The sequence below is a fragment of the Curvibacter cyanobacteriorum genome (genome assembly GCF_028649475.1).
Lineage (GTDB): Bacteria > Pseudomonadota > Gammaproteobacteria > Burkholderiales > Burkholderiaceae_C > Curvibacter > Curvibacter cyanobacteriorum.
Genome location: NZ_JAQSIP010000002.1, coordinates 243,592 through 267,417 on the forward strand (window position 1 = coordinate 243,592; position 23,826 = coordinate 267,417).

At 68.2% G+C, this 23,826-nt stretch carries 19 protein-coding genes and 1 other RNA gene; 10 read left to right on the top strand and 10 right to left on the bottom strand.

All coding sequences use genetic code 11. From position 1 onward, the window contains the following. Nucleotides 1–99: 99 nt before the first annotated feature. A complete protein-coding gene (gene trxA, locus PSQ40_RS04460; protein WP_273949105.1) occupies nt 100–432 on the bottom strand; it encodes a thioredoxin TrxA in 333 nt (110 codons plus the stop codon). A gap of 362 nt (nt 433–794) precedes the next feature. On the opposite strand from trxA, the gene PSQ40_RS04465 reads away from it, so the two are divergent. Continuing rightward, nucleotides 795–2,162, top strand: a complete 1,368-nt coding sequence (locus tag PSQ40_RS04465) for a TIGR03862 family flavoprotein (protein ID WP_273949107.1) — start codon at nt 795–797, stop codon at nt 2,160–2,162. A gap of 80 nt (nt 2,163–2,242) precedes the next feature. On the opposite strand, the gene PSQ40_RS04470 is transcribed toward PSQ40_RS04465, so the two are convergent. Continuing rightward, a complete protein-coding gene (locus PSQ40_RS04470) occupies nt 2,243–3,427 on the bottom strand; it encodes a GGDEF domain-containing protein (RefSeq protein WP_273949108.1) in 1,185 nt (394 codons plus the stop codon). 178 nt (nt 3,428–3,605) lie between these two features. Between PSQ40_RS04470 and PSQ40_RS04475 the strand changes: the two genes are divergently transcribed. Next, a complete protein-coding gene (locus PSQ40_RS04475) occupies nt 3,606–4,634 on the top strand; it encodes a potassium channel family protein (protein WP_273949109.1) in 1,029 nt (342 codons plus the stop codon). A gap of 223 nt (nt 4,635–4,857) precedes the next feature. Continuing rightward, nucleotides 4,858–7,230, top strand: coding sequence for an ATP-binding protein (locus PSQ40_RS04480; RefSeq protein ID WP_273949110.1), 2,373 nt, complete (start codon nt 4,858–4,860; stop codon nt 7,228–7,230). A gap of 158 nt (nt 7,231–7,388) precedes the next feature. On the opposite strand, the gene PSQ40_RS04485 is transcribed toward PSQ40_RS04480, so the two are convergent. The 3 genes from PSQ40_RS04485 to PSQ40_RS04495 all read right to left on the bottom strand — a co-directional run bounded on the left by PSQ40_RS04485 (nt 7,389) and on the right by PSQ40_RS04495 (nt 11,596). Then, complete coding sequence (locus PSQ40_RS04485; RefSeq protein ID WP_273949112.1) at nt 7,389–9,638, bottom strand: putative bifunctional diguanylate cyclase/phosphodiesterase; 2,250 nt, start codon at nt 9,636–9,638, stop codon at nt 7,389–7,391. Nucleotides 9,639–10,632: 994 nt separating this feature from the next. After that, nucleotides 10,633–10,729: signal recognition particle sRNA small type (gene ffs, locus PSQ40_RS04490), an RNA gene on the bottom strand. Nucleotides 10,730–11,044: 315 nt separating this feature from the next. Then, nucleotides 11,045–11,596 carry a cytochrome b gene (locus PSQ40_RS04495; RefSeq protein WP_273949114.1) on the bottom strand — a complete coding sequence of 184 codons (552 nt, stop codon included), beginning with the start codon at nt 11,594–11,596 and terminating at the stop codon, nt 11,045–11,047. A gap of 117 nt (nt 11,597–11,713) precedes the next feature. On the opposite strand from PSQ40_RS04495, the gene dnaX reads away from it, so the two are divergent. The 5 genes from dnaX (at nt 11,714) to PSQ40_RS04520 (ending at nt 16,964) form a co-directional block, all read left to right on the top strand. Beyond that, nucleotides 11,714–14,080 carry a DNA polymerase III subunit gamma/tau gene (gene dnaX / locus PSQ40_RS04500; RefSeq protein ID WP_273949116.1) on the top strand — a complete coding sequence of 789 codons (2,367 nt, stop codon included), beginning with the start codon at nt 11,714–11,716 and terminating at the stop codon, nt 14,078–14,080. A gap of 75 nt (nt 14,081–14,155) precedes the next feature. Next, nucleotides 14,156–14,488: a YbaB/EbfC family nucleoid-associated protein gene (locus PSQ40_RS04505; RefSeq protein ID WP_273949117.1), complete on the top strand. Its 333-nt coding sequence runs from the start codon at nt 14,156–14,158 to the stop codon at nt 14,486–14,488. A gap of 45 nt (nt 14,489–14,533) precedes the next feature. Continuing rightward, nucleotides 14,534–15,124, top strand: coding sequence for a recombination mediator RecR (gene recR / locus PSQ40_RS04510; RefSeq protein WP_273949119.1), 591 nt, complete (start codon nt 14,534–14,536; stop codon nt 15,122–15,124). A 240-nt stretch (nt 15,125–15,364) separates the two neighbouring features. After that, complete coding sequence (locus tag PSQ40_RS04515; protein ID WP_273949121.1) at nt 15,365–15,787, top strand: MAPEG family protein; 423 nt, start codon at nt 15,365–15,367, stop codon at nt 15,785–15,787. 136 nt (nt 15,788–15,923) lie between these two features. Beyond that, nucleotides 15,924–16,964: an ABC transporter substrate-binding protein gene (locus tag PSQ40_RS04520; protein ID WP_273949123.1), complete on the top strand. Its 1,041-nt coding sequence runs from the start codon at nt 15,924–15,926 to the stop codon at nt 16,962–16,964. A gap of 102 nt (nt 16,965–17,066) precedes the next feature. Here the strand turns inward: PSQ40_RS04520 and PSQ40_RS04525 are convergent, their stop codons facing one another. Beyond that, entirely contained in the window at nt 17,067–18,614 is a 1,548-nt protein-coding gene (locus PSQ40_RS04525; RefSeq protein ID WP_273949125.1) for a transglycosylase SLT domain-containing protein, read from the bottom strand. Further along, a complete protein-coding gene (gloB, locus tag PSQ40_RS04530; protein WP_273949127.1) occupies nt 18,611–19,396 on the bottom strand; it encodes a hydroxyacylglutathione hydrolase in 786 nt (261 codons plus the stop codon). The genes PSQ40_RS04525 and gloB overlap by 4 nt, the downstream gene beginning before the upstream one ends. A 195-nt stretch (nt 19,397–19,591) precedes the next feature. Here gloB and PSQ40_RS04535 point away from each other — a divergent pair, with 195 nt between their 5' ends. Together PSQ40_RS04535 and rnhA are read left to right on the top strand one after the other, a co-directional pair. Next, entirely contained in the window at nt 19,592–20,413 is an 822-nt protein-coding gene (locus PSQ40_RS04535) for a class I SAM-dependent methyltransferase (RefSeq protein ID WP_273949128.1), read from the top strand. Between the two features lie 3 nt (nt 20,414–20,416). Then, nucleotides 20,417–20,866 carry a ribonuclease HI gene (gene rnhA, locus PSQ40_RS04540; protein WP_273925817.1) on the top strand — a complete coding sequence of 150 codons (450 nt, stop codon included), beginning with the start codon at nt 20,417–20,419 and terminating at the stop codon, nt 20,864–20,866. A 169-nt stretch (nt 20,867–21,035) separates the two neighbouring features. On the opposite strand, the gene mobA is transcribed toward rnhA, so the two are convergent. The 3 genes from mobA to PSQ40_RS04555 all read right to left on the bottom strand — a co-directional run bounded on the left by mobA (nt 21,036) and on the right by PSQ40_RS04555 (nt 23,821). Further along, nucleotides 21,036–21,761, bottom strand: coding sequence for a molybdenum cofactor guanylyltransferase (gene mobA / locus PSQ40_RS04545; RefSeq protein WP_273949129.1), 726 nt, complete (start codon nt 21,759–21,761; stop codon nt 21,036–21,038). Further along, nucleotides 21,754–22,935, bottom strand: coding sequence for a GTP 3',8-cyclase MoaA (moaA, locus tag PSQ40_RS04550; protein WP_273949131.1), 1,182 nt, complete (start codon nt 22,933–22,935; stop codon nt 21,754–21,756). Before moaA ends, mobA begins: the two co-directional genes overlap by 8 nt. A 124-nt stretch (nt 22,936–23,059) precedes the next feature. Beyond that, complete coding sequence (locus PSQ40_RS04555) at nt 23,060–23,821, bottom strand: SDR family oxidoreductase (RefSeq protein ID WP_273949132.1); 762 nt, start codon at nt 23,819–23,821, stop codon at nt 23,060–23,062. Between the last annotated feature and the right edge of the window lie 5 nt (nt 23,822–23,826).

Consider the following 23,826-nt stretch of genomic DNA (forward strand, 5'->3'; position numbering starts at 1 on the left):
ATTATGACAGGAAAATCTGGCGACCCGTTTCAGCAGGGCGGCTCGCCGTGAGGCGGGTCCTTGGCGTGCGCGTCAAGGACCCGAACGGTCAGGGAAGGCTCAGGCCAGTTGCTGGTCGATGAAGGCCGTCAGGGCGGTCTTGTTCAGGGCGCCCACTTTGGTGGCGGCCAGTTGGCCGTTCTTGAACAGCATCAGCGTGGGGATGCCACGGATGCCGAACTTGGCGGGGATGTCGCGGTTCTCGTCGACGTTCATCTTGGCGATTTGCAGCTTGCCGTCGTAGCTGGCAGCGACTTCGTCGAGGATGGGGGCAATCATCTTGCAAGGACCGCACCACTCGGCCCAGTAGTCGACCAGCACGGGCTTGTCGGCTTGCAGGACATCGGCTTCGAAGGAGGCGTCGGAAATGTGTTTGATCAGGTCGCTGGCCATGGTGCTGTTTCCTTGGAATGAAACGGTTGATTGAGTTGCTGTTGCAGCTGAATTGGCGGCATTGTGACAGAAACCAAGGCTTTGCATGGTCGCTGCTTCGGCTATGGCGCGCATAGGCAAAAGCGATGGGCCCGGTGGTGCGCCACCCGCCGCGCGCCCAGGGCCCGCGCGGGGCGCGCATCGGGTGGCGCACTGGGGACGCACTGGGGGGCGGGGCCGTGTGCAGGGACTTCGACCGCAAGGGGCCGCGGCGGTGTCCGACTCGCAGCGCTGGCGAGGCCTGAGCGTCCGTCATACTCGGCGGTTTGTTGTGCGGCATCAGCTGGGCTGGCGCCGCACCTTTTGAATTGCGCAGTGAAGCCATGACCGAGTCCCTTATTTCCCCTTCCTCCCCTCAACCGACCCGCAGGGCCTCGAGCCCGACCGACCTGCCGGTCGTGGTGGTGGGCGGCGGGCCCGCGGGCCTGATGGCCGCTCAGGTGCTGGCCTCGGCAGGCGTGCCGGTGCACCTGTACGACGCCATGCCGTCGGTGGGGCGCAAGTTCCTGCTGGCCGGCAAGGGGGGGCTGAACCTGACCCACTCGGAACCCCTCGATCCCTTTGTCAGCCGCTTTGGCGGCCGCAGCGCGGTGCTGGCACCCTGGTTGCAAACCTTTGGCGGGCCCGAGGTGCGCGCCTGGGCCGAAGGCTTGGGCGTGAGCACTTTTGTGGGCAGTTCGGGGCGCGTGTTCCCGACCGACATGAAGGCCGCGCCGCTGCTGCGTGCCTGGTTGCACCAGTTGCGCCAGCAGGGTGTGCAGTTCCACATGCGCCACCGGTGGCTGGGCTGGGGGAGCGACGGGGCCCTGAACTTCCAGGCCCCGGCGGGCCCGGTGCGGGTCGAGGCCCGTGCCGTGGTGCTGGCCTTGGGGGGCGGCAGCTGGGCACGTTTGGGCTCGGACGGCGCCTGGCAGGCCTTGTTGCGCGAGCGTGGTGTGGCGGTGTCGCCGCTGCGGCCTTCGAATTGCGGTTTCGACGTCGCGGCCCCGGGGCGCCTGGCGGCGGCGCCGGCCGATGGCGCCGCTGAGGCCTCCCCCGCGGTGGGCTGGACGCCGTTCTTCAGCCAGCGTTTTGCGGGCCAGCCTTTCAAGTCGGTGGCCCTGCGCTTCAGCGCCCCCGACGGCACGGTGTTCGAGCGCCGTGGTGAGTTTGTGGCCACCGCCAGCGGGGTCGAGGGCAGCTTGATCTACGCGGTCTCCGCCGCGCTGCGCGACGCGGTGGCGCACCAGGGGCAGGCCACGTTCCACCTCGACCTGCTGCCCGATCACTCGGCCGAGCGCGTGTTCAGCGAGGTGCGACACCCCCGGGGTTCGCGCTCCCTGTCCAGCCACCTCAAGGGGCGTCTGGGGCTGGAGGGCATCAAGATGGCCATCCTCAACGAGTTGCTGAGCCGCGAGGCCCTGGCCGACCCCGCCACCCTGGCCGCGGCCATCAAGGCCTTGCCCATCACGGTGGTGGCCACCCGGCCGCTGGACGAAGCCATCAGCAGCGCCGGGGGCGTGGCCTTTGAGGGGCTGGACGAGCAGCTCATGCTGCGCGAGTCGCCTGGCGTGTTCTGCGCGGGCGAAATGCTCGACTGGGAAGCCCCCACGGGGGGCTACCTGCTCACCGCGAGCCTGACCACGGGCCGCCAGGCCGGCTTGGGCGTGCTGCATTGGCTGGGCCAGGGCAGCGCCACCTCGGCCGCCTGAGCCCCGGGTGGGTGCGCGGCCCGGGTCGCTGTGGCGCCGTGGCGCCGTACGGGGGCAGGGACGGGGCGCGGTGCGCGGTCTCAGACCACGCGGTTGCGGCCCTGGTGTTTGGCCAGGTAAAGCGCCTGGTCGGCAGCTTGGTACAGGCTGTCGAAGTCGGCGGTTTTGTCCTGCGGGCCCGCGCCCGACAGGCCGATGCTGGCGGTGACCTGGATCAGCTGGTCTTGCACCCGCACCGGGCTTTGTTCCAGCCGTTGGCGCAACTTTTCGGCCAGCTTGCGGCCAGCTTCCGGGGTGGTGGCCGGCAGCAGCACGATGAATTCTTCACCCCCCAGGCGGCCAACCAGGTCGGTGCTGCGCACCGTGCCCATGCACAGCGCCGCGACATGGCGCAGCACCGCGTCGCCCGCGGGGTGGCCCCAGCTGTCGTTGATGCGTTTGAAGTGGTCCAGGTCCAGCACCAACAAGGTGGTGGCCGTGCCCTGGCGCCGGGCGCGCGCCAGTTCACCCCGGGTCAACTCGACAAAGGTCAGGCGGTTCAGCAGGCCGGTGAGGCCATCGACGCGGGTCAGGCGTTCAAGTTCGCGCTGTTTGATTTGCAGGTCGTTGTTGGCTTTTTCGAGTTCGGCCTGCTGCAGGGTCAGCAAGGTGAACTTGCGCCACAGCATGACGCTCAGGGTCCAGCCCATCACGCAGCCGGCCACGCCATTGATGCGGTTGGACAGCAGGGCTTCGGCCTGGTCCTGGGCCTGCCCCATGAAGACAAAAAATGCGATCGCCGACGCGCCGTACAACAGGCCCGAGACGGTTGGCCGCTGGTGGAATGCCAACGCGGTCATCATGCAACCGAGCAGGAACGGGGCGATGCTGGGCGTGACCAACTGGTCGATGCAGGCCAGCAGCACACTGAAGCCCAGGCTCAGGCCCATGGCCACCGTGGGCAACCAGCGGCCGAACCAGCGGCGGCTGGCATGGCGCCAGTGCTGGGCCCCGGCGGCCAAGGCCACCATCACCCCGCCCATCACGAGGTGCGCCAGCAGCAACTGCACCTGCCAGACCTGCACCGTCGCATGCAGGTCCGCCAGCAGCAGCCGCATGCCAAACACAAAGCACAGCAAGCCATTGATGACGGCCACCGCGGGCGCCAACAGGCGCAGGCGCTGCAGGTTGATGTCGCCTGCGGTGCCGGTCACGCGGTCGTGTTCATTGAGCCAGCGCTGGTGGAGCAGTCGCAGCTTGTGCCAATCTCGCTGGAGAGGGTGCATGAAAGAGAAGGTGGGCCGGGTCGCCTGCCAAATAATCAGATTGACGCAGATGTGAAACTTTAACGTGATTTCACGCGATCGGGCCGGTCGTTTTGGTGCATTTTGGCGCCACGAATGCACCGCTTTGGTGGCCCCGTGGTGGCTACAATTTCAGCGGTCTGCGCACTCGATCCAATCCGTGAAAAACATCTTCCACAACCGCCACTTCACGGGACTGTTGCGTGGTGCGGCGCTGTTGGTGTTGATCCAGGGGCTGGGCACCTTGGGCTACCACTACATCGGCCGCCCCACCGCCACCTGGATCGACAGCTTCTACATGACGTTCATCACCATCGCCACCATCGGCTATGGTGAGACGGTGGACCTGACCCACCACCCGATGGGGCGCCTGTTCACGGTGGCCATCGCCGTGGTCGGGATCGGCACCATGAGCTACCTGTTCTCCACCCTGGTGGCCTTGCTGGTGGATTACGACCTCAACTCAGCCTTCAGGAGACGGCGAATGGACAAGGAGATCGCCGGCTTGTCCGGTCACTACATCGTTTGCGGCATCGGCCGCGTGGGCACCAATGTGGCCCACGAGCTGACCCTGACCCGGCGCCCGCTGGTGGTGATCGAGCCCGACCGCGCGGCCCTGGACCGCTGGCTTGAGCACCACCCCCAGGCCCTCTACCTGCACGATGACGCGGCCGACGACGAGGCCCTGCAGCGCGCTGGCGTGGCGCGGGCGGCGGGCGTCTTTGCCGTCACCGGGGACGACAGCCACAACCTGATGATTGCGTTGTCGGTCAAGCTGATCCAGCCCACGGTGCGGGTGGTCGTGCGCCTGCATGACATCCGCAACGAGAAGAAAGCCCGCCGCGCCGGCGCCGACGAGATCGTGTCGCCCGACTTCACCGGGGGCATGCACATCGCGTCCGCCATGCTGCGCCCGCAGGTGGTGAACTTCATGGAGCAGATGATGCACAGCGAAGAGGCCATGCGCGTCGAAGAGGTGAGCGTGCCCGCGGGGCTGCCCACGATGGCGCTGGCCGAGTTGCTGCCGCGTTCGCGCGAGCATGTGTTGCTGGCCTTGCACCAGGGCGGTCGCTGGGTCTTCCACCCGGAGGAATCGCAGGTGGTCGGGGCCGGGGTCACCTTGGTGCTGATGACCAGCCCCGCGGGCCGTGCCGCGGTGGAGCAGCGCCTGCGCAGCTGGGCCGCCTGAGGTCGACCGCCGCCCTGGCGCTGACCCTGTTCAGTGGGTGCGGTCTCGTCCGCCGCCCCCTGGAGGCGTTGTTTGGCCTGGCGTTTACCTGGATTTGGGGGCCTTGAGGAGATTCCCCTAGGCTTACTCTGGCACCCGCCGGTGGGCGCCGTGCGCCGATAGGATGGGAGGCGAAGCAGGTGGCCAACCCTGCGCGTGCGTCTGAGGACGGAGACTCCCTGCCATGACGAATTCCATCACCGGGCCGATCGCCCCCGCTGGCGATCGCCACGCCTGGCCCCTGGTGTCCTACCTGATGGGCCTGCTGTGCCTGTCGACCTTGCTGGCGTTCAGCATCGTCGGCTTGACGCTGTTGCTGATCCGCATCCCGCAGCTTGAAGCCGATGCGCGCGGGCGGGTGATCCAGGAGGCCCGCAGCGCGGCGCGCAGCGAGGATCTGTTGCTGCACTCCATCGAGGAGCGCCTGGAGATCCTGGCCGCCACCCTGCGCGCGCCACGGCCCGAGACCTTGGCCGAGGTGCTGAACCAGGCGGTGGGCGATGGCAGCACCTTTTTGTCGATTGCGCTGTTGAGTCCTGAGGGCCGCGTGCAGGCGGTGGGTGCCAGCACGGTCTGGCGTTGGCGCCAGAAGGAGTTGCTGGGGCAAGACCTGTCGCTGTCCCCGTTGGTGGCGCGGGTTCGCTTTCAGCAGCGCTTGCTGTGGGACGAACGTCACCCATCCATGATGGCCGGCGAGCGGGTGCTGGCCCTGGCCCGTCCCTTGCCTGATGGTCGACTGCTGTTGGCCGAGGTGCCAACTTCGTTTCTTTTTCGGTCTGCGACCGAATACCAGGAGCCCATCCGCGGCTCCGCCACCAGCCCGATCAGCCTGTGGTTGCTGGACGCCTCGGGTCGCTTCATGGCCAACAGCGAGCGGGGGGTGGTGCCCTCGGAGCCTGCTTATTGGCGCGAAACCGCCTTGTACCAGCAACTGCGCCAGGGCTTGGAGCCGCCCGAGCACATGGTGCTGCAGGGCGTGTCCTACCACGTGGCGGTGGCCAAGTCGCAGTACGTTGACTGGTACGTCGCCGCGCTGACCCCGCGAGGACTGGACAACCCCCGGGTGATGGCCTGGATCACCTTGGTCAGCACGGGCTTTTTGGGCATGCTGTTGATCGGGGTCGTGTTGTCACCCCTGTGGGCCACGGGTTTGAAGCGTGCCTTGCAGCGCATCGTCGAGCAGGCCAAGCAGGTCGCGTCGGGGCAGGTGCTCAGCAATTGGCCCAAGGGCCCGGTGCGGGAGTTCAACAGCCTGTCGGAGCACCTCGAGTCGATGTCGGCCAGCTTGCGCGAGCGGCAACAGCACTTTCGGGCCATTTTTGATGTGTCACCGATCGCCTTGGCGGTGTACGACCCCGAGAGCGACCTGCTGATCGACCTGAACGAAGCCGCGTGCCGGCAGTTTGGCCTGGTGCGTGAGGCGGTGGTGGGGCAACCGGCCCGCCTGCTGCCCATCTGGCCCGAGCGCGAGGGGCGGCCGCGGCGTGATCCGCGCCTGGTGCAGGGCGAAACTGTCGAGGCCCGGCTGCGCCACGCCGATGGCACGGAGCTGACTTGCCGCGTGTCGGTGCGGGTGTTGGAGCGCAGCGGCCAGACCTGGCAGGTCTGGGCACTGGAGGACATCTCCGAGGCGCAGCGCCATGCGCAGGAGCTGAAGAGCCTCAACGAGGCGCTCGAAGCCCGTGTGGCCCAGCGCACCGAGGCGCTGCAGCGCGCCAACGACGAAGCCAGTCAGGCCATTGACCGCTTGCACGAGACGCGGGACAACCTGGTCCGGTCCGAGAAGATGGCGGCACTGGGGGGGCTGGTAGCGGGGGTGGCGCACGAGCTCAACACCCCGCTGGGCAACAGCCTGATGGCCATCAGCACGCTGCGCGATGAAACCCAGCAGTTCAAGGACGCCATGGCCGCGGGCCTGCGCAAGTCGACCCTGGAGGCCTGGATCGATTGTGTCGACCAGGCCACCAGCATCAGCGCCCGCAACCTCAAGCGGGCCGCCGATTTGGTGACCAGCTTCAAGCAGGTGGCGGTCGACCAGTCGAGCGCCCAGCGCCGGGTGTTTGTGCTTGACGAACTGGTCAACGAGATCTTGCTGACCCTCAAGCCCACCTATTCACGGCTGCCGATCACCTTCGAGGTGCAGGTGGCGTCGGGCTTGAAGATCGACAGCTACCCCGGCCACCTGGGCCAGGTGCTGACCAACCTGATCACCAACGCCATCGTGCACGGCCTCGATGGCCTGCCGCGTGGCACGGTGCGCATCCTGGGCGCGGCGGTGGATGCCGACTGGGTCAGCCTGCAGGTGATGGACGATGGCCATGGCATTGCGCCCGACCTGATCGCGCGGGTTTTTGACCCCTTCGTCACCACCCGCATGGGCCGGGGGGGCACCGGGCTGGGCCTCAACATCAGCTACAACGCGGCCACCCATGTGCTGGGCGGTCGCATCGAGGTGCGCAGCGAGCTGGGCCAGGGGGCCTGCTTCTCGGTGGTGTTCCCGCGCCTGGCACCGGCCCGCGCCGAGGTCAGCCGCGACGACGTGCAGACCTGGGACTGAGGGCCTGGGTCGGCTGGGGGCCCACCAGGATTGGCTGGCCCGGCTGGCCCGCCTCGGCCTGGAAGCGCGCCGGAATGCATGACGGCGCGACTGCTGAAACCCGTGCCGAAACGCGAGCCAGAACGCGGGCCAGAACGCGGGCCTTGGGCTGCTGAAGCTCAGTTGGCGCGGGCCTTGGCCAGCCAGGTCAGCAGCTCGTCGTAGGGCATCGGGCGGGCGTAGAAGTAGCCTTGCACCTCGTCGCAGCCCAGCTCCTGCAGCACCTTGATCTGTTCACGGGTCTCCACGCCCTCGGCCACCACCTTCATGCCCAGTTGGTGGCCCAGCGGGATGATGATGCGCGCGATGCGGGCGCCCCGGTGTTCGCTGTCCAGGTTCTCGATGAAGGCGCGGTCGATCTTCAGCCGGTGTGCGGGCAGCCGGTCGATGTAGGACAGCGATGAGAAGCCGGTACCGAAGTCGTCGATGGCGATGCCCACGCCCAGCTCGCGGATCGATTCAAGCAAGGCCGAGACCCGGTCCAGGCCCAGGATGGCCACCGATTCGGTCACTTCAAGCTCCAACTGCTCGGGCGCCAGTTGCGACGCTTGCAGGATGGCTTTGAGCTCGGCCAGGAAACCCGGGTGCTCGAGCTGGACCACCGAGACATTGACCCCCATCTGGATCTGCCCATGGCCGGCCTGGGCCAACTGGGCCAGCGTCTGCAAGGCGGTGCGCAGCACCCACAGCCCCAGCGCCACGATCAGGCCCGACTGTTCGGCCACCGGGATGAAGCGGTCGGGCGGCACCATGTGGCCGTTCTCGTCGCGCCAGCGCACCAAGGCTTCCAGCCCCACCACCTGCTCGCTCTGGATGTCCACCTTCGGTTGGTAGACCAGGAACAGGCGGTTCAGGTCAAACGCCTTGTGCAGGCCTTGCAGCAGGGTGGAGCGCTCTTTGGCGTCGTTGCCAAGCGCGCGCGTGAACCAGGCGATGCGCCCCTGGCCCTGCGATTTGGCCTGCTTGAGGGCCACAAAGGCGTATTCGATCAGGTCCTCGGCGCTGCAGGGCATGACGTCCTCGCAACGCACCAGGCCCACCGACGCGGACAGCCGTCGGCTCAGCGGTCCGACCTGGAACGGGGACTCGCAGATGCGGGCCAACGCCTCCGGGCGGAGCGATCGCTCGGGCCCGAGCAGGCCAAAGGTGTTGCCGCCCAGGCGGCCGATCTGGCAGTCGGCGGCAAAGTGCTCGTTGAGCCGCGCCACCAGGGCTTGCAGCAACAGGTCGCCATAGCGGTGGCCCAGCATCTCATTGGCCTGGGCAAACTGGTCGATGTCGAGCTTGGCCAGCACGCAGTGGGCCAGTTGGCCTTGTTCCAGGCGCTCGCCCAGCAGCTTGAGGAAGGCAAAGCGGTTGGGCAGTTGCAGCAGGTTGTCGTTGTAGGCCAGGTCGCGCAGGCGGTTGACCAGGCTCACGTTGTTGGCACACAGCGAGATGTTGGTGCAGAACACCTCGAGCAGGCGGCGGTCGACCTCCAGCAGGGGCACGCTGGCGGCGATGTGCGCTGCAAAATCCTGCTCGGACTTGCCGGCAAAGAACAGGGTGACGCTTTGTCGGTCGACCAGGGTCTGGCGTTGCTGCAGGCTGCGCCGCAGGCTGGCCACAATGCTCTCGTCGGCGATCTGGTCGAGCGGGCGGTTCATCCACTCGCGGTAGGGACCGGCCGCCGCGATGATGACGAAGTGGTCAGGGTTCTCGCCGTCTGCCGGCCCGCTGCCAAATTCAGCGCTGGCGCACACCACGCCTTCCGGCGCAATGCCCAGCAAGCCGGCAATCTGGGTGATGACGCCTTCGGCAAAGGCCTGCATGCCCTGATCGGCGATGAACTGGTTGCCCGCGTCGACGATCTTCTCCAGCCCTTGCCGGCTCAGCTCAAGCCGGTGCAGCTGGTCGTAGCTGCGCAGCGCGGTGGTCAGGCTGGCGTAGAGCTTGGTGCGGGTCAGCTCGTTCTTGGTCTTGTAGTCGTTGATGTCGTAGGCGTTGATGGTCTCCAGCTCGGGCGATTGGCCCGGCTGGCCCGTGCGCAAGATGATGCGCAACTGGTGCAGGCCCAACTGCTTGCGGATCACCTCGACCAGGCGCAGGCCCGCGTCGGGGGTCTCCATCACCACATCAAGCAGCACCACCGCCACATCGCGTTCGCGCTGCAGCACCTCAACGCAGGACGCGGCGCTGCGCGCGTGCAGCAATTCGAGCGCACGGCCTGCGATCCGCAAGCCGCTGAGGGCAAAGTGGGTGGCCTCGTGCACGTCCTCGTCATCGTCCACCACCAGGATGCGCCACGGCGTTTGGGCTTCAAACGACAACTCGTCGGCGACCGGGGCGTCGGCTTCATCGATAAAACTCACCAAACCGTTGTCTGTCATGGCGTTCCTTCTGCTTCACCGCTGCCGGTGTCCAGCCCCTGGGCCTCGGTCCTGAACGGCACTGGGGCCGGGGACCGGTGCCCACCGAGCACCGATGCGGTGGTCGCCAGGCTGGAGGATTGAAAATGATATTTTTATTCGGTTGAATTGCAATTCCGCAAAAGACCTTCAAACCGTCCTGGCGTGGGCACCGAGGCCTGCTTGGGCCAGGGGCGGCATTGGCGCCGCGCACGCGCAGCCCCTGGTTTCAGCTTAATAGGCTCGGAAATCCCTTGCTGATCGCCAGGTTTGGCGTTCGTTCGAGCGCCTGTGACCCAGCCCTCGGGCTGGGCGCCACGGCCCTTGAGGCCCTCTGTCGGATGACAAGTGCTTGTCATTTGGAGAGGGTGAAGTGTCATATTTCAGAGTTGCAAATGCCTAAATAAACATTTTTATTATAATTCACACTTTGAGGCGGCGGAAGATCGGCAGTCCTGCACCGCGCGGGGCGGCGGTCCGGGAGTGCAGGGCATGGCTGGCCCGGCGGGGGGCGTGGCTTGGCGCCCAGCCTCCATCGGCCGCTATTGACCGCTATCGGCCGCCCTCGGGCTCAGTCGGGGCTATTCGGGGTTGGTTGGGGGCGGTTGGGGTTGTGCGCGGTGCCGCGTGGCATGCGCTGAGGCCTCCCCTGGCATGGGGCGGTGCGGCCCAGACGGTGGTCGTTTCTGGCCGCGGGGCATGGCGCACGGGTGACCTCAGTCGGGCGCCTTGGAGCGCTTGGTTGAAATTGGGTGAACCTGGTCGAGCCTGCGCAAGGCGCCGGTCGGGGCCGGCGGCGGCCCTTGGCTGGAATGACACTGGAGGGGGCGGTTGAATGCGGCCCAAAGCCCCAAGCGCCAACTGCCACCGCAACAGCGGATCGGGGCGGGGCAAGGGGGATTGGCGGTAGGCCTGGACAAACCGTTGCGCTTCAGCGGGCTCTCGGTGGGCACCCCACAACGGTTCGAAAGAAGAAGTTGACGAGCCTTACCCCCGGCACTGGCTCCACAGTTAGGGCTGCTTGGTTCCCCACCTGACCCGGTTGGCCGCTTCACCATGCGGGGAGGCCCGTCAAGGCGAGAGTATATGCGATGCCGCCCCCTGGTTCGGGCTGGCGGGCCAGAATCGCGCAGCCCAGTCCCACTTCACGACACTCTGGCGCGGGTGGGGCGCCCGCTGGCGCGCCACGCCCACGCATCGCCGTGAACCCAGCGAGGATCGACGGGCTGGGTTGGTGTCGACCGACCAGGCGGGTGGATCCGTTCGCTCTGGGCCGGGTGCGGGTTCGCCGGGGTGGCCCGGGTCGTCACGGCATGGCCACGCGCCCGGGGGGGCCATGCCAGCGCCTGGGCGGGGGCCGCCGTGCACCTTCAGCAGCCCATGCCGCCTCAGCGGCGGCCTGGCAGCATGCGGGTCAAGGTGTTGTCGCCTTGCACAAAGTGGTGCACCAGCGCGGCGACGGTGTGCAGCGCCACCAGGGCCATGCCCAGGTTGGCGCCCCATTCGTGCCAGTCTTCCAGGGTGTGGGCGAGGGCGGCGTCCGGGTTCAGCAGCAAGGGCAGGCTCCAAACGCCCCACAACACCAGGGTCTTGCCTTTGGCGTTCATCGACAGCCAGCCCAGCAGTGGCAGGGCCGCCATCAGCAGGTACAGGCCCCCTTGCACCCCGTGTGACAGGCGGGCTTGCCATCGGGCCAGTGGGGGCTGAACAGCGGGTGACCTGGGGCCGGCCCAGCGCAACAGCAAACGCAGCCACAGCAGGGCAAACACCGCCAGGCCCAGCTGGAAATGCCAAGCCTTCAGCAGGGCGCGGGTGGGGTCGCCCTTGGGCCAGAGTTCGTGCAGTTCGATGCTCAACACCACAGCCACCAGCAGCAGGGCCATCAGCCAATGCAGCCAGAGGGTGGGCGGGTTGAAGCGTTGCGGGTGAGCGGTGGCCATGGTGTCCCTTCCTGGGGAGGTGAAAAGGACCATGGTGCGCCGCGAGGATGAATCAATTCTGAAGGGCTCCCGCCGGTCAGCCCCGGCTGGGGTCGGCGGGGCACATAGAATCATGGGATGTCCTATCTCGTGCTCGCCCGAAAGTACCGCCCCCGCAATTTCACTGAAATGGTGGGGCAGGAGCACGTCGTGCAAGCCCTGGGCAACGCGCTGGAGACCCAGCGCCTGCACCACGCTTACCTGTTCACGGGGACCCGCGGTGTGGGCAAGACGACGGTGTCGCGGATTTTGGCCAAGTCGCTCAACTGCGTGGGGGTGGACGGCCAGGGGGGCATCACCAGCCGCCCGTGTGGTGTCTGCCAGGCGTGCACCGACATCGACAGCGGTCGTTTTGTCGACTACACCGAGCTCGACGCGGCCTCCAACCGTGGGGTCGATGAGGTCCAGTCGCTGCTGGAGCAGGCGGTCTACAAGCCGGTGCAGGGGCGCTTCAAGGTCTTCATGATCGACGAGGTGCACATGCTCACCAACACCGCCTTCAACGCGATGTTGAAGACGCTCGAGGAACCGCCTGAGTACCTGAAGTTCGTGCTGGCCACGACCGACCCGCAGAAGGTGCCGGTCACCGTGCTGTCGCGTTGCCTGCAGTTCAACCTGCGCCCCATGGCCCCCGAGACCGTGCTCGAGCACCTGACCCAGGTGCTCGGCAAAGAATCAGTGCCGGCCGAGGAGGGCGCCCTGCGCCTGCTGTCGCGGGCGGCCCGTGGCTCGATGCGCGATGCGCTGTCGCTGACCGACCAGGCCATTGCCTTTGGCAGTGGGCAGCTGCTGGAAGCCGGTGTGCGCCAGATGCTGGGCAGCGTGGACCGCAGCCATGTGTTCCGCCTGATCGGCGCCCTGGCCGAGGGCGATGGCCGCACGGTGGTCGAGACCACCGAGGCCTTGCGCCTCAACGGTTTGTCGGCCGCCTCCACGCTGGAAGAAATGACCGCGGTGCTGCAGCGCATGGCGGTGTTCCAGGCCGTGCCTCAGATGGCCGCTGCGGCCGAGGGCCGCGATGCCGAAGTGGTCGAGATGGCGCGCCTGTCGCTCCTGATGCCGCCCGACGAGACCCAGTTGCTCTACAGCATGTGCCTGCATGGCCGCGCCGAGTTGGGCCTGGCGCCCGACGAGTACGCCGCACTGACCATGGTCTTGCTGCGCTTGCTGGCCTTCAAGACCGCGCACGGTGGCCCCAAGTCGCCATCGGTGCTGACGGCCGCGGCGGCCCTGGCTGAAAAAAAAACTCTGAATCCTGAGCCGGCGCCTGCGGCGGCGGTCCCCGTGCCCTCTGCGCCGGTGGCCGCGATGCCGCCCCCGGTGGTGGCCCCGGCCCCTGTGGCGGTCACGGCGGCCCCGGCGACTCCGGCAAGGGCCGCGCCCGCTGAGGCTGTTGCGGCCCCCGCCACGGCGGCCCCAGTGAGCCCAGCAGCCCCCGAAGCCGCCGTGATGGCGGCGCCTGCCGCGCCCGTGGGCACGTCGGTCGCAGTGGCGCCCGAGGCTTCGCCTACCGCGCCAGCAGCCCCGACACGCGCCCCGACACCCACCCCGGTCGCGCCTTGGGAGGCCGCCCCCGTTCAAGCCCCGGTGGCGACGACGGCCGCCAGGGCGCCGTCGGCTGTCACCCCCCCGGCACCACCCGCAGCCTCCGCAGTGCAGGCCCCAGAGACCCCCGCTGCGCCCCAGGCTCAGCCCGACGCCCGACCGGCGCCGGCCCCCGTGGCGTCGGAGTCCAGTGCTGCCGAGGCGGACGACGACCGCTGGGGCGATGTGTTGCCCGACGCCGGGCCGCAGGTCGATGAAGACGATGGCCCGCCCGACTGGGCGCAGGAATGGCCCGATGACGGCTCGGTGGTGTCCACCCCGGTGGCGGTGCCGGGCCGGGCCTTGCCGGTGCGCGACCCCCAGGCCCCCGTGCCGCCGGCCGGTGCCGTGCGCCCCGCGGGCGATGCGCCGCAGTTGATGGCCGTGCCCGTGCGGGTACAGCCCGAGCCCGGCGAGCGCACCGCGCAACGCTACGACGTGCACGCGGCCTCGCGCATCGACCCCACCTACACCGACACCGAAGACGGTCGTTTCTGGCACGAGGTGGTGCAGCGCCTCGCGGCGGCCGAGGCCATCACGGCGCTGGTGCGCGAACTGGCACTGCAGTCCCAACTGGTGTCGCGCACCGAGGCCCTGTGGACCTTGCGCGTCGAGCGTGACTCGCTGAACCAACCCAACAGCCGGGAGCGTTTGCGCCAGGCCCTGCAACAGGCGGGGTTGACGCAGCAGATCGCGGTCGAGATCGGGCCGGTCACCGACAGCCCGGCGCGGCGCAATGCCGCGGCCGCCGCGGCGCGCCAGAAGCTGGCCGAGGACGTGATCCTGTCCGACCCCTTTGTGCAGACTTTGATGCGTGACTTTGGCGCGAAAATCGTGCCTGGCACCCTCAAGCCGGCCTGAGCCCTGTGGGCTGAGTCCGGCTGAGCCGTTTTTTTCCTGTTCATTTCTCCAACCATTCCAAGAAAGACCCCGACCATGTTCAACAAGGGACAACTCGCCGGCCTCATGAAACAAGCCCAGGCCATGCAGGACAATCTCAAGAAGGCCCAGGAAGAACTGGCCCACATCGAGGTCGAAGGGGAGTCTGGCGCCGGTCTGGTGAAGGTCTTGATGACCTGCAAGCACGACGTCAAGCGCGTCACCATCGACCCCAGCCTGCTGGCCGACGACAAGGACATGCTCGAAGACCTGGTGGCCGCCGCCTTCAATGCCGCGGTGCGCAAGGCCGAAGAAACCTCCGAGCAAAAGATGGGCAAGATCACCGCTGGCATGCCGGGCCTGCCCGGTGGCATGAAGTTCCCGTTCTGAACCCGCGCTTGAACCGGCCGGCCCGGCCCCTGGGGGCCGCCACCCATGTCTGACACCCATTCGCTCGACGCCTTGATCGCTGCCCTGCGCCGCTTGCCCGGTGTCGGGCAGAAGTCGGCGTCGCGCATGGCTTACCACCTCCTGCAAAGCGACCGCGAAGGCGCCCAGTTGCTGGCGCGGGCCTTGCAGGAGGCGAGTGCCAGCATGCGCCATTGCGAGCGCTGCCACACCTTCACCCAGCAGGTGGTCTGTGCCACCTGCCTGGACCCCAGCCGCGACCTGACGCGCCTGTGCGTGGTCGAGACCCCGGCCGACCAGGCGGCGCTCGAGCGCACCGCCGCCTACAAAGGCCTGTACTTTGTGCTGCTGGGGCGCATCAGTCCGCTGGATGGCATTGGCCCCCAGGAGATCGGCATTGACCTGCTGTTCAAACGGGCCTGCGATGGCGTGGTTCAGGAGGTGATCCTGGCCACCAACTTCACGGCCGAAGGCGAGGCCACGGCGCACGTGGTCAGCGAAGGGCTCAAGTCTCGCGGCTTGAAGGTCACCCGCCTGGCGCGTGGCGTGCCAGTGGGCAGTGAACTCGAGTACGTGGACCTGGGCACCATTGCCCACGCGCTGGCAGACCGCCGTTGAGCACCGCCTAGCGCTGCGCGGCGCCGGCGGCTGCCGCTGGGGGCGACGGTGCGCAACCGGGCGCTGATTCGAGGCGCCTGCGTGACCTGGGTCACAACCCCAGGCGCGCCTGGCCTGCGCGCTCATGATGTAATAGCGCCGCCGGTTCAGAGGCCGCCGAGGGGTTGAGCCTGACCGGTGGTCTGTGTCTATGTCCCTCTCTCATCGCTTGCGTCCCGTGTGGGACGGGCCTGTCTCTCCATGAACACCCTGCATTTCGCTCGTTTCACCGTGGCCTATTGGTGCGTGCTGGTCGCAGCCCTGCTGCCGATCGTGTGTGCAGGCATTGCCAAGTACGGCATGTTCAACAAGCCGCGCCGGGAGGGCGGCTATGACAACCACCACCCGCGTCAGTGGCTGGCGGGCCAGACCGACTGGCGGGCCCGTGCCAACGCGGCCCAGGCCAACAGCTTTGAAGGGCTGCCGTTCTTCATTGGGGCCGTGGTGATCGCGCACCAACTTGGCGCGGCACAAACCTTGCTCGACATCCTGGCTTTTGTGTATGTGCTCCTGCGCCTGCTCTACATCATGATGTACGTGGGGGGCCTGCCGACTGCGCGCAGCGCCGTCTGGGTGGCAGGCTTGGTGGTCAATGTCGCCATCCTGTTCGCGGGCTACCGCTGAGCCGCCTGCGCCTTGAGCTGGGCCGGTCGGTCGCGTGCCGGCCACCATGGCGGGGCTGAAGCCCCGTGGCCATGCGTCCCCCCGTCTTTTTGTTTCACCAACTCTTGCGTCTCCCGAGCAGAGAGGATTTTTTCGGATGACCCCCTTTGTGCTGAACCGGCGTGCCTGCCTTGGCGCGGGCCTGGCTGCGGTCGTGGCCGCGCCGGCGTTGCGCGCCCAGCCCAAACTGGAACAAAGCTCGGTGTCGATTGCCGTGGGCGGCAAAGGCACGTTTTACTACCTGCCGCTGACCGTGGCCGAAGCCCTGGGCTACTTCAAGGCCGAGGGCCTGGACGTCGACATCCGTGATTTCGTGGGGGGCGCGCGCGCCTTGCAGGCGGTGCTCAGCGGCCCTTGCGATGTGTGCGCCGGGGCGTTCGAGCACACCATCACCTGGCAGGTGCGTCAGCAGGCCCTGAAGGCCTTTGTGCTCATGGGGCGCGCACCCCAGGTGGTGGTGGGGGTGTCGCAGAAGACGCTGCCCCACTACCGTGGCCTCGGTGATTTGCGCGGCCGCAAGGTGGGCGTGTCGTCCCCCGGGTCGTCGACCAACACGGTGGTCAACCTGCTGCTGGCGCGGGCGGGCCTCAAGCCCAGCGAGGTGAGCTTCCAGGGCGTGGGCGTGCAGGCCGGCGCGCTGGCCGCACTACGATCGGGCAGCATCGACGTGATCAGCAACGTGGACCCGGTGGTCACGCAGCTGGAGCAAAAGGGCGAGATCAGGGTGATCGCCGACACCCGTACCCTCAAGGGGGCGGACGATGTGTTTGGCGGCCTGATGCCGGCGGGCAGCCTGTACGCCCCCAGTGACTACGTGAAGCGCCACCCACGCACCGTGCAGGCGCTGACGAATGCGATCGTCCATGCGCTCAAATGGCTGCAGACGGCCGGCCCCTCGGACCTGCTGCAAACCGTGCCCGAGAGTTACCTGCTCGGTGACCGGGCCCTGTACCTGGCGGCCTTTGGCAAGGTGCGCGAAGCCCTGTCACTGGATGGTCTGGTGCCCGAGGAAGGCCCTCGCACGGCCTTGCGTGCACTGGCCACCTTCGACCCTGCCCTGAAGGCCGAGCGCGTCGACCTGAGCAAGGTCTACACCAATGAGTTTGCGCGCCGCGCCAAGGACCGCTTCAAGGCCTGAGGCCTGCCATCGCCACCAGCGCGGTGCCAGTGAGGTGCCAGCGCGGTGCCGCGGCTGGGGTGGCCGGCCCGCGCCCGTCAGGGCGCCGGGCGGGTGGGGCGATCAACGCTTTTTGCGGCTGTCCGTGCGCGGCGCGGCCGCACGCACCGGCGCCTTGCTGGCGCTGGCGTGCTGGGGGCGGCCGGACTTGGCCGCCTGGCTGGCCTGGGGGGTGGGGGCCGCGTTGCTGCGCGCCGACACCGGCAAGAACAGCACCAGACTCTGCCCCGGCTTGAGCGAGGCGCCAGACTTCAAGTCGTTCCAATCCGCCACCTGGCTGATCGACACCTTGTAGCGCTGGGCGATGCTGACCAAGGTGTCTTTGCGACCCGCCTTGACGGTGGTGCGTCGGGTCACGATCTCGGGGGCCAGGTTGAGTTGCCCGGTCTCGGCCACGCGGCCCGTGACGTCGTTGTCCAGCGAGCCCTGGCGCGACACGATCAGCGCCGAGCCGGCCTTGATCAGCATGCGCGGCGGGATGTTGTTGATGTTGCGCAGGTCGTACTCGCTCATGCCCACGCGCTGCGCAGCGGCGGCCACCGACATGGTGCTGGGCGCGGTCCAGGCGGTCCAGCTGGCCAGGCGCTCGTGGTAGGCGTCGAGGTTGCGCTTGAAGATGGTGGCGTTGTCCCAGGGCAGCAGGATCTGCGGCGTGCCCGCGGCCAGGATCACCGGGCGGTGCACCGAGGGGTTGAGCGCCTTGAAGTCGGCCAGCGGCACATCGGCCAGCTTGGCGGCCAGCGCGACGTCGATGTCACCGGGGATGTCCACGGTTTCAAAGTACGGGTGGTTCGGGATGTCGGGCAGCTCGGCGCGGAACAGCTCCGGGTTGGCCACGATGTTCTTCACCGCCTGAAACTTGGGCACGTAGTAGCGGGTTTCGTTGGGCATGCTCAGGTCCAGGTAGCCGGTGCCCAGGCCTTGCTTCTGGTTGCGGGCAATCGCCTTGCCCACATTGCCTTCGCCCCAGTTGTAAGCGGCCAGCGCGAGGTGCCAGTCGCCAAACAGGTTGTAGAGCTTTTGCAGGTAGTCGAGCGCCGCGCGGGTCGAGGCCAGCACATCGCGGCGGTCGTCGCGGAACACGTTCTGCTTGAGGTCGAAGGTGGTGCCGGTGGCGGGCATGAACTGCCACATGCCTGCGGCCTTGGCCGACGACACGGCCTGCGGGTTGAATGCGCTTTCGATGTAGGGCAGCAGGGCGAGCTCGGTTGGCATGCCCCGGCGCTCCAGCTCTTCGACGATGTGGAACAGGTACTTGCGCGAGCGCTCGGTCATCCGAAAGATGTAATCGGGCCGGGTCGTGTACCACTGCTCCCGGTCGCGCACCAGGTCGCTGTTCAGGTCCGGCATGGCGTAGCCCGCGCGGATGCGCTGCCAAATGTCTGCCGGCGCGGCGGTGGTGGCCACCGGGCGCGAGCTCCAGGGGCTGGGCGCGATGGGCTGCAGCGTGTGCTGCGGGCTCAGGCTCAGCGACATCGCGGGGCGGTTGGCGTTGGGGGTGCTGTGCAGGGGGGCGGTGTCGTTGGCCGTGGGGGAGGCGGGGCCGGGTGCAGTGGCGCAACCGGTGAGCCACAGCAGGCCGGCCAGGCAGGCCGCGGTGATGAGTTTCATTGGAACTGGTTCTTCCATTCACGCAGGCTGGCGAACACGGCGACCTCGTCAGCGCCATCGGCGGCGGGGTCGTGTTGCCGGACGCCTCGGATCACTGAGGCCTCGCGTGAGCGCAGAAAAGGGTTGATGGCGCGCTCCAGCGCAACGCTGGAGGGCAGGGTGGGCAGGCCCTGGTCACGCAGGGCCTGGCAGCGGTGCTGGTAGTCGAGCAGCGCCGAGTTGTCGGGTTCGACGGCGCGCGCAAAACGCAGGTTCGACAGCGTGTACTCGTGCGTGCAGCAGACCCGGGTGCTGCCCGGCAGGGCCGCCAATTGGTCCAGCGACTGCAGCATCTGGGCGGGCGTGCCCTCGAACAGGCGGCCGCAGCCGCCCGAAAACAAGGTGTCACCGCAGAACAGCAGGCCCTGACCACCGACATCGGGGTGGTGGAAGGCGATGTGGCCCGCGGTGTGGCCCGGCACATCCAAGACCTCAAAGTCCAGGCCCAGTGCCAGCACGCGCTGGCCGCCTTGCACGCGCTGCAGCGGCTCGGGCAGGCGCTCCCGTGCGGGGCCCCAGACGTGGGCCTGGGTGGCTTCGCGCAGGGCGGCCACGCCCCCGGTGTGGTCGGCGTGGTGGTGGGTGATGAGGATGGCTTCGAGCGTCAGCCCCGGCCGCTGGGCCAGGGCGTCCAACACGGGTTGGGCCTGTCCGGGGTCCACCACCAGGGCCCGCTGCCCGTCGTGGAGCAGCCAGATGTAGTTGTCCGTGAAGGCCGGCAGGGGAATGAGTTCAAAGGTCATGGACGGGCGGATTATAGGAACTTGGACGGCCTGCTGCGGGGCTGGCAGGCGCTATGCTTGGGGTTGGGCGGCTGCAAGCCTGCGCCCGTCGCCGGGGGCGGCGTCTGTGGGGCTGCAACCCTGCAGTTTCGCACTTCTTGGCACACGGGTTGATGCACTTTTCATTCCCTCACTGGTCTTCTTGGTCGCTTGCCCATGTTGTCGCTTCACGATTGGTTTCAAACCCCGCCGGGCCGCTACCTGCTGGCCTGGGAGCAAGCCCGCATGGACGAGGCGGTGGCCGACCTGTTTGGCTACTACAGCCTGCAGTTGGGCCTGCCTGAGTTGCCGGCCCTGCGCCGCAACCGCATGCCGCACCCCTGGTTGGCGGTGGACTCGCTGGAGGCACTGAGCCTGGCGCCGCTGGCCGAGGCGGGCGAGCCGCGACCCCGGGCCGCCTTGCTCACCGATTACGCCGCCTTGCCCTTTCCTGAGGCCAGTCTGGACCTGGTGGTGCTGCCGCACACGCTGGAGCTGTCGCACGACCCCCACACCACCTTGCGTGAGGTGGAGCGGGTCCTGGTGCCCGATGGGCGGGTGGTGATCAGCTGCTTCAACCCAACCAGTCTGTGGGGTGCCCGGCAACGCCGGGCGCGGCTGTACCAGCGCTGGGGCGGCGGGCGCCTGTACCTGCCGGGGGGCGGTGACTTTCTGGGGTACCTGCGCTTGCGCGACTGGCTGCGCCTGTTGAGCTTCGAGGTCGAAACCGCCCACTTTGGCTGCTACCGCCCGGCGGTGGACAGCGAGACCTGGCTGCGCCGCTTTGAATGGATGGACGCCGCTGGCGAACGCTGGTGGCCCATCTTTGGTGCCGCTTATTTTTTGGTGGCCGTCAAGCGGGTGCGTGGCATGCACCTGCTGGGACCGGCCTGGAAGCAGGCCCGTCGCCCTGCCGGGGTGTCGGTGCCGGCGGTCAATCGCCAGCACCGCACGCCCCCAGGGCCCCAGGCCATGCCGTTTGAATCTGAAGGAAATTGAGTTTTGAATTCTGTTGTGATCTACACCGATGGGGCCTGCAAGGGCAACCCGGGCCCGGGGGGCTGGGGCGTGCTGCTGAAGTCCGGCACGTTCGAGAAAGAGCTGTTTGGCGGCGAACTCGGCACCACCAACAACCGCATGGAGATGATGGCGGTGATTGAAGCGCTCAGCGCCCTCAAGCGCCCCTGTCAGGTCACCTTGTTCCTGGACAGCGAGTACGTGCGCAAGGGCATCACCGAGTGGATCCACGGCTGGAAAGCCAAGGGCTGGAAGACCGCCGCCAAGCAACCCGTGAAGAACGCCGAACTGTGGCAGCGCCTGGATGCGCTGGTCGCCACGGGGGGGCATCAGATCGAATGGCGCTGGGTCAAGGGCCACGCGGGCGACCCGGGCAACGAACGGGCCGACGCGCTGGCCAACATGGGGGTCGAGAAGGCGCTGGGCCGACGCTGAGTCCCGGTGTGCGCGGGTGTGCACCGATGCGCGCCGGTGCGCGCCAGCGGCGCGTGGGGGCCTCCAACTGAGGGCGCGCGGTGTGCGCACGGGCCCCGGCGCCGGGGCCTGAATCGTCCCGCCTGATCTCGCCCGGTGGGCGCGCGGTCAGTCTTCGGTCCGGCCCCTTTCAGCCCTCGGTCAAGCCGGGGCGGTTCTCCAGCGCCCGCAGGGCGGGCAGGGTGTTGGCGTTGGCAAATGCCCAGGCCGGCGTGTGGGCGGCTTCGAACGTCACCTCGACCGAGGGGTGGCGGGCCATCCAGGCCCCCACCTTGCGCCCGCCGCCGGCCAGCCACTGCGCCAGGTCCTCGGCCAGGCTGCGGTGCAGCAGGGCAAACACCGGCTGACGCGGGGCGGGCCCCTCGGGGGGCTCGGGCGGGTGGACCGGGGCCAGGTCCCACTGCAGCAGGGCGTCGTCGTGGGGCGCCCAGGCGCGCACCACCGCCATCGCATGCGGGCCCCGGGTCTGGGCCTGCACCAGGCCCGCGCTCAGGCGCGCTGCCAGGTCCAAGGGGAAGCAGGGCACATCGCAGGGCACGGTCAGCAGCCAGGGCGTGCTGGCGCGTTGCAGGCCGCTCAACACCCCGGCCAGCGGCCCAAGCGCCTGGGCCGGTTCGGCATCGGGCCACACGGGGGCGCCCAGGGCGGTGTAGGCGGCCCATTCGCGGTTGGCATTCACCGCCTGCAGCCCGGTCTGGCCGCGCAGGCGTTGCAGGGCCCGTGCCGCCAGCGGCTGGCCGCCAAAGGGTTGCAGGCCTTTTTCGCGGCCCATGCGCTGGCCCAAACCACCGGCCAGCACCAGGCCGGTGATGTCTTGCGCCCCCCGGGGGGGGGCCAGCCCGGCGGGGTCAGCCACCGATGTAGCTCATCTCGACCCGGCGTTGGCCGCTGCCCGCGGGCAGGGCGGTGTCGGGTGGGCGTTGGGCGCGCAGCTCGGAGTAGCGGTCGCCGCGCCCCTGCCAGATGTGCGCGATGGCCGAGGCCAGTTCGGCCTCGCTGGCGCCGCCGCGCAGCAGGCTGCGCAGGTCATGGCCCTGGCTGGCGAACAGGCACAGGTAGAGCTGGCCTTCGGTGGACAGCCGCGCGCGGTTGCAGTCGCGGCAGAAGGCCTGGGTCACGCTGCTGATGACCCCCACCTCGCCGAGGGCCGGGTCCCACACGCCGTCGGCGTTGGCGTAGCCCCAGCGTTGCGCGGTCTCGCCGGGGGCGGCCGCCTCCAGCGGCACCAGGGGAAAGGCTTCGCGCAGGCGCTCGATGACCTGGGCCGAGGGCAGCACCTCGTCCATGCGCCAGCCATTGGTGGCCCCAACGTCCATGTACTCGATGAAGCGCAGGGGCACGCCGCTGCCACGGAAGTGGCGCGCCATGGGAAGGATCTGGTCTTCGTTGGTGCCGCGCTTGACGACCATGTTGACCTTCAAGCCGCCGTCGGCACCCAGGCCAGCCGCCTGGGCCGCCTCGATGCCGGCCAGCACATCGCGGACCGGAAAGTCCACATCGTTCATGCGCCGGAACACCGCGTCGTCCAGCCCATCCAGGCTGACCGTGACCCGCTGCAGCCCGGCCGCCTTGAGGCTGGCCGCCTTGCGGGTCAGCAGCGATCCGTTGGTGGTCAGCGTCAGGTCGGGGGGCACCCCGTCGACGGTGCGCAGCGCGGCCAGTTGCTCGATCAGCCGTTCCAGGTGCTTGCGCAGCAGCGGCTCACCGCCGGTGAGGCGGATCTTGCGCACGCCGTGGGCCAGGAACTGGCGCGCCAGCGTGGTGATCTCTTCAAAACTCAGCAGCGAGGTCTGCGGCAGGTAGGGGTAGTCCTTGTCGAACACCTCCTTGGGCATGCAGTAGCTGCACCGAAAGTTGCAGCGGTCGGTGACACTGATGCGCAGGTCGCGCAAGGGCCGGTGCAGGCGGTCACTGAGCCCCCCCTGGGCTGGCAGCAAAGGCTGGGTCAGCGGCCGCACCGGCGCCGGCTGGCGCAAGTCCAGCACAGGGATGTTGCGGGGCGCAGGGCTTTGGGGGAGTCGGTCTGACATGCCGGAGCAGGCTCAAAAAGTGAACAAATGAGGAAGGTGCCGAGGCACCAACCGCCACCTTACACCAGAAGCCCGCGCTTCGGATCGGGGCTCAGGGGTGTCCCTGACCCCGGTGAGGCTGGCCTCAGACGCAGCGCGCGCCGTCGACCTCGATGCACACGCCCGAGATGAAGGACGCCTCGTCCGACACCAGGTACAGCGCGGCGTTGGCCACGTCGAGGGCGGTGGAGAAGCGGCCCAGCGGGATGGTGGCGCGGAACTTGGCGCGGCGTTCTTCGTCCACCGGGCCCCCCGCAAACTCAGCCGCCAGGCCGGTGTCGGGGTTGAACACCGGGTTGATGCAGTTGACGCGGATGTTGTCCGGGCCCAGCTCGGCCGCCAGCGACTTGCTGGTGGTGATGACGGCGCCCTTGGAGCCGTTGTACCAGGTCAGGCCGGGGCGCGGGCGCACGCCGGCGGTCGAGGCGATGTTGACGAAACTGCCGCCACCGTGGGCACGGAACACCGGCGTGGCGTGCAGCGTGGCGAGGTAGATGCTCTTGACGTTGATCGCGTAGCAGCGGTCGAACTCTTCTTCGGGCACCTCGAGTGCCGGGCGGTTGCGGTGCGTCCAGCCCGCGTTGTTGACCATGGCGTCGAGCTTGCCGTACAGGCGCACGGCCTCGTCGACCAGGGCCTTGACCTGGGCCGACTGGGTCACGTCGGCCTTGAAGAAGGCCGCCTGGCCACCGGCCGCGATGATCTCGGCCACCACGCGCTGGCCGCCGGCTTCGTTGATGTCGTTGACCAGCACTTTGGCGCCCTCGGCGGCCAGACGCTTGGCAATGCCTTCGCCAATGCCATTGCCGGCGCCGGTGACGATGACGGATTTATCTTGTGCGCGCATGGAAG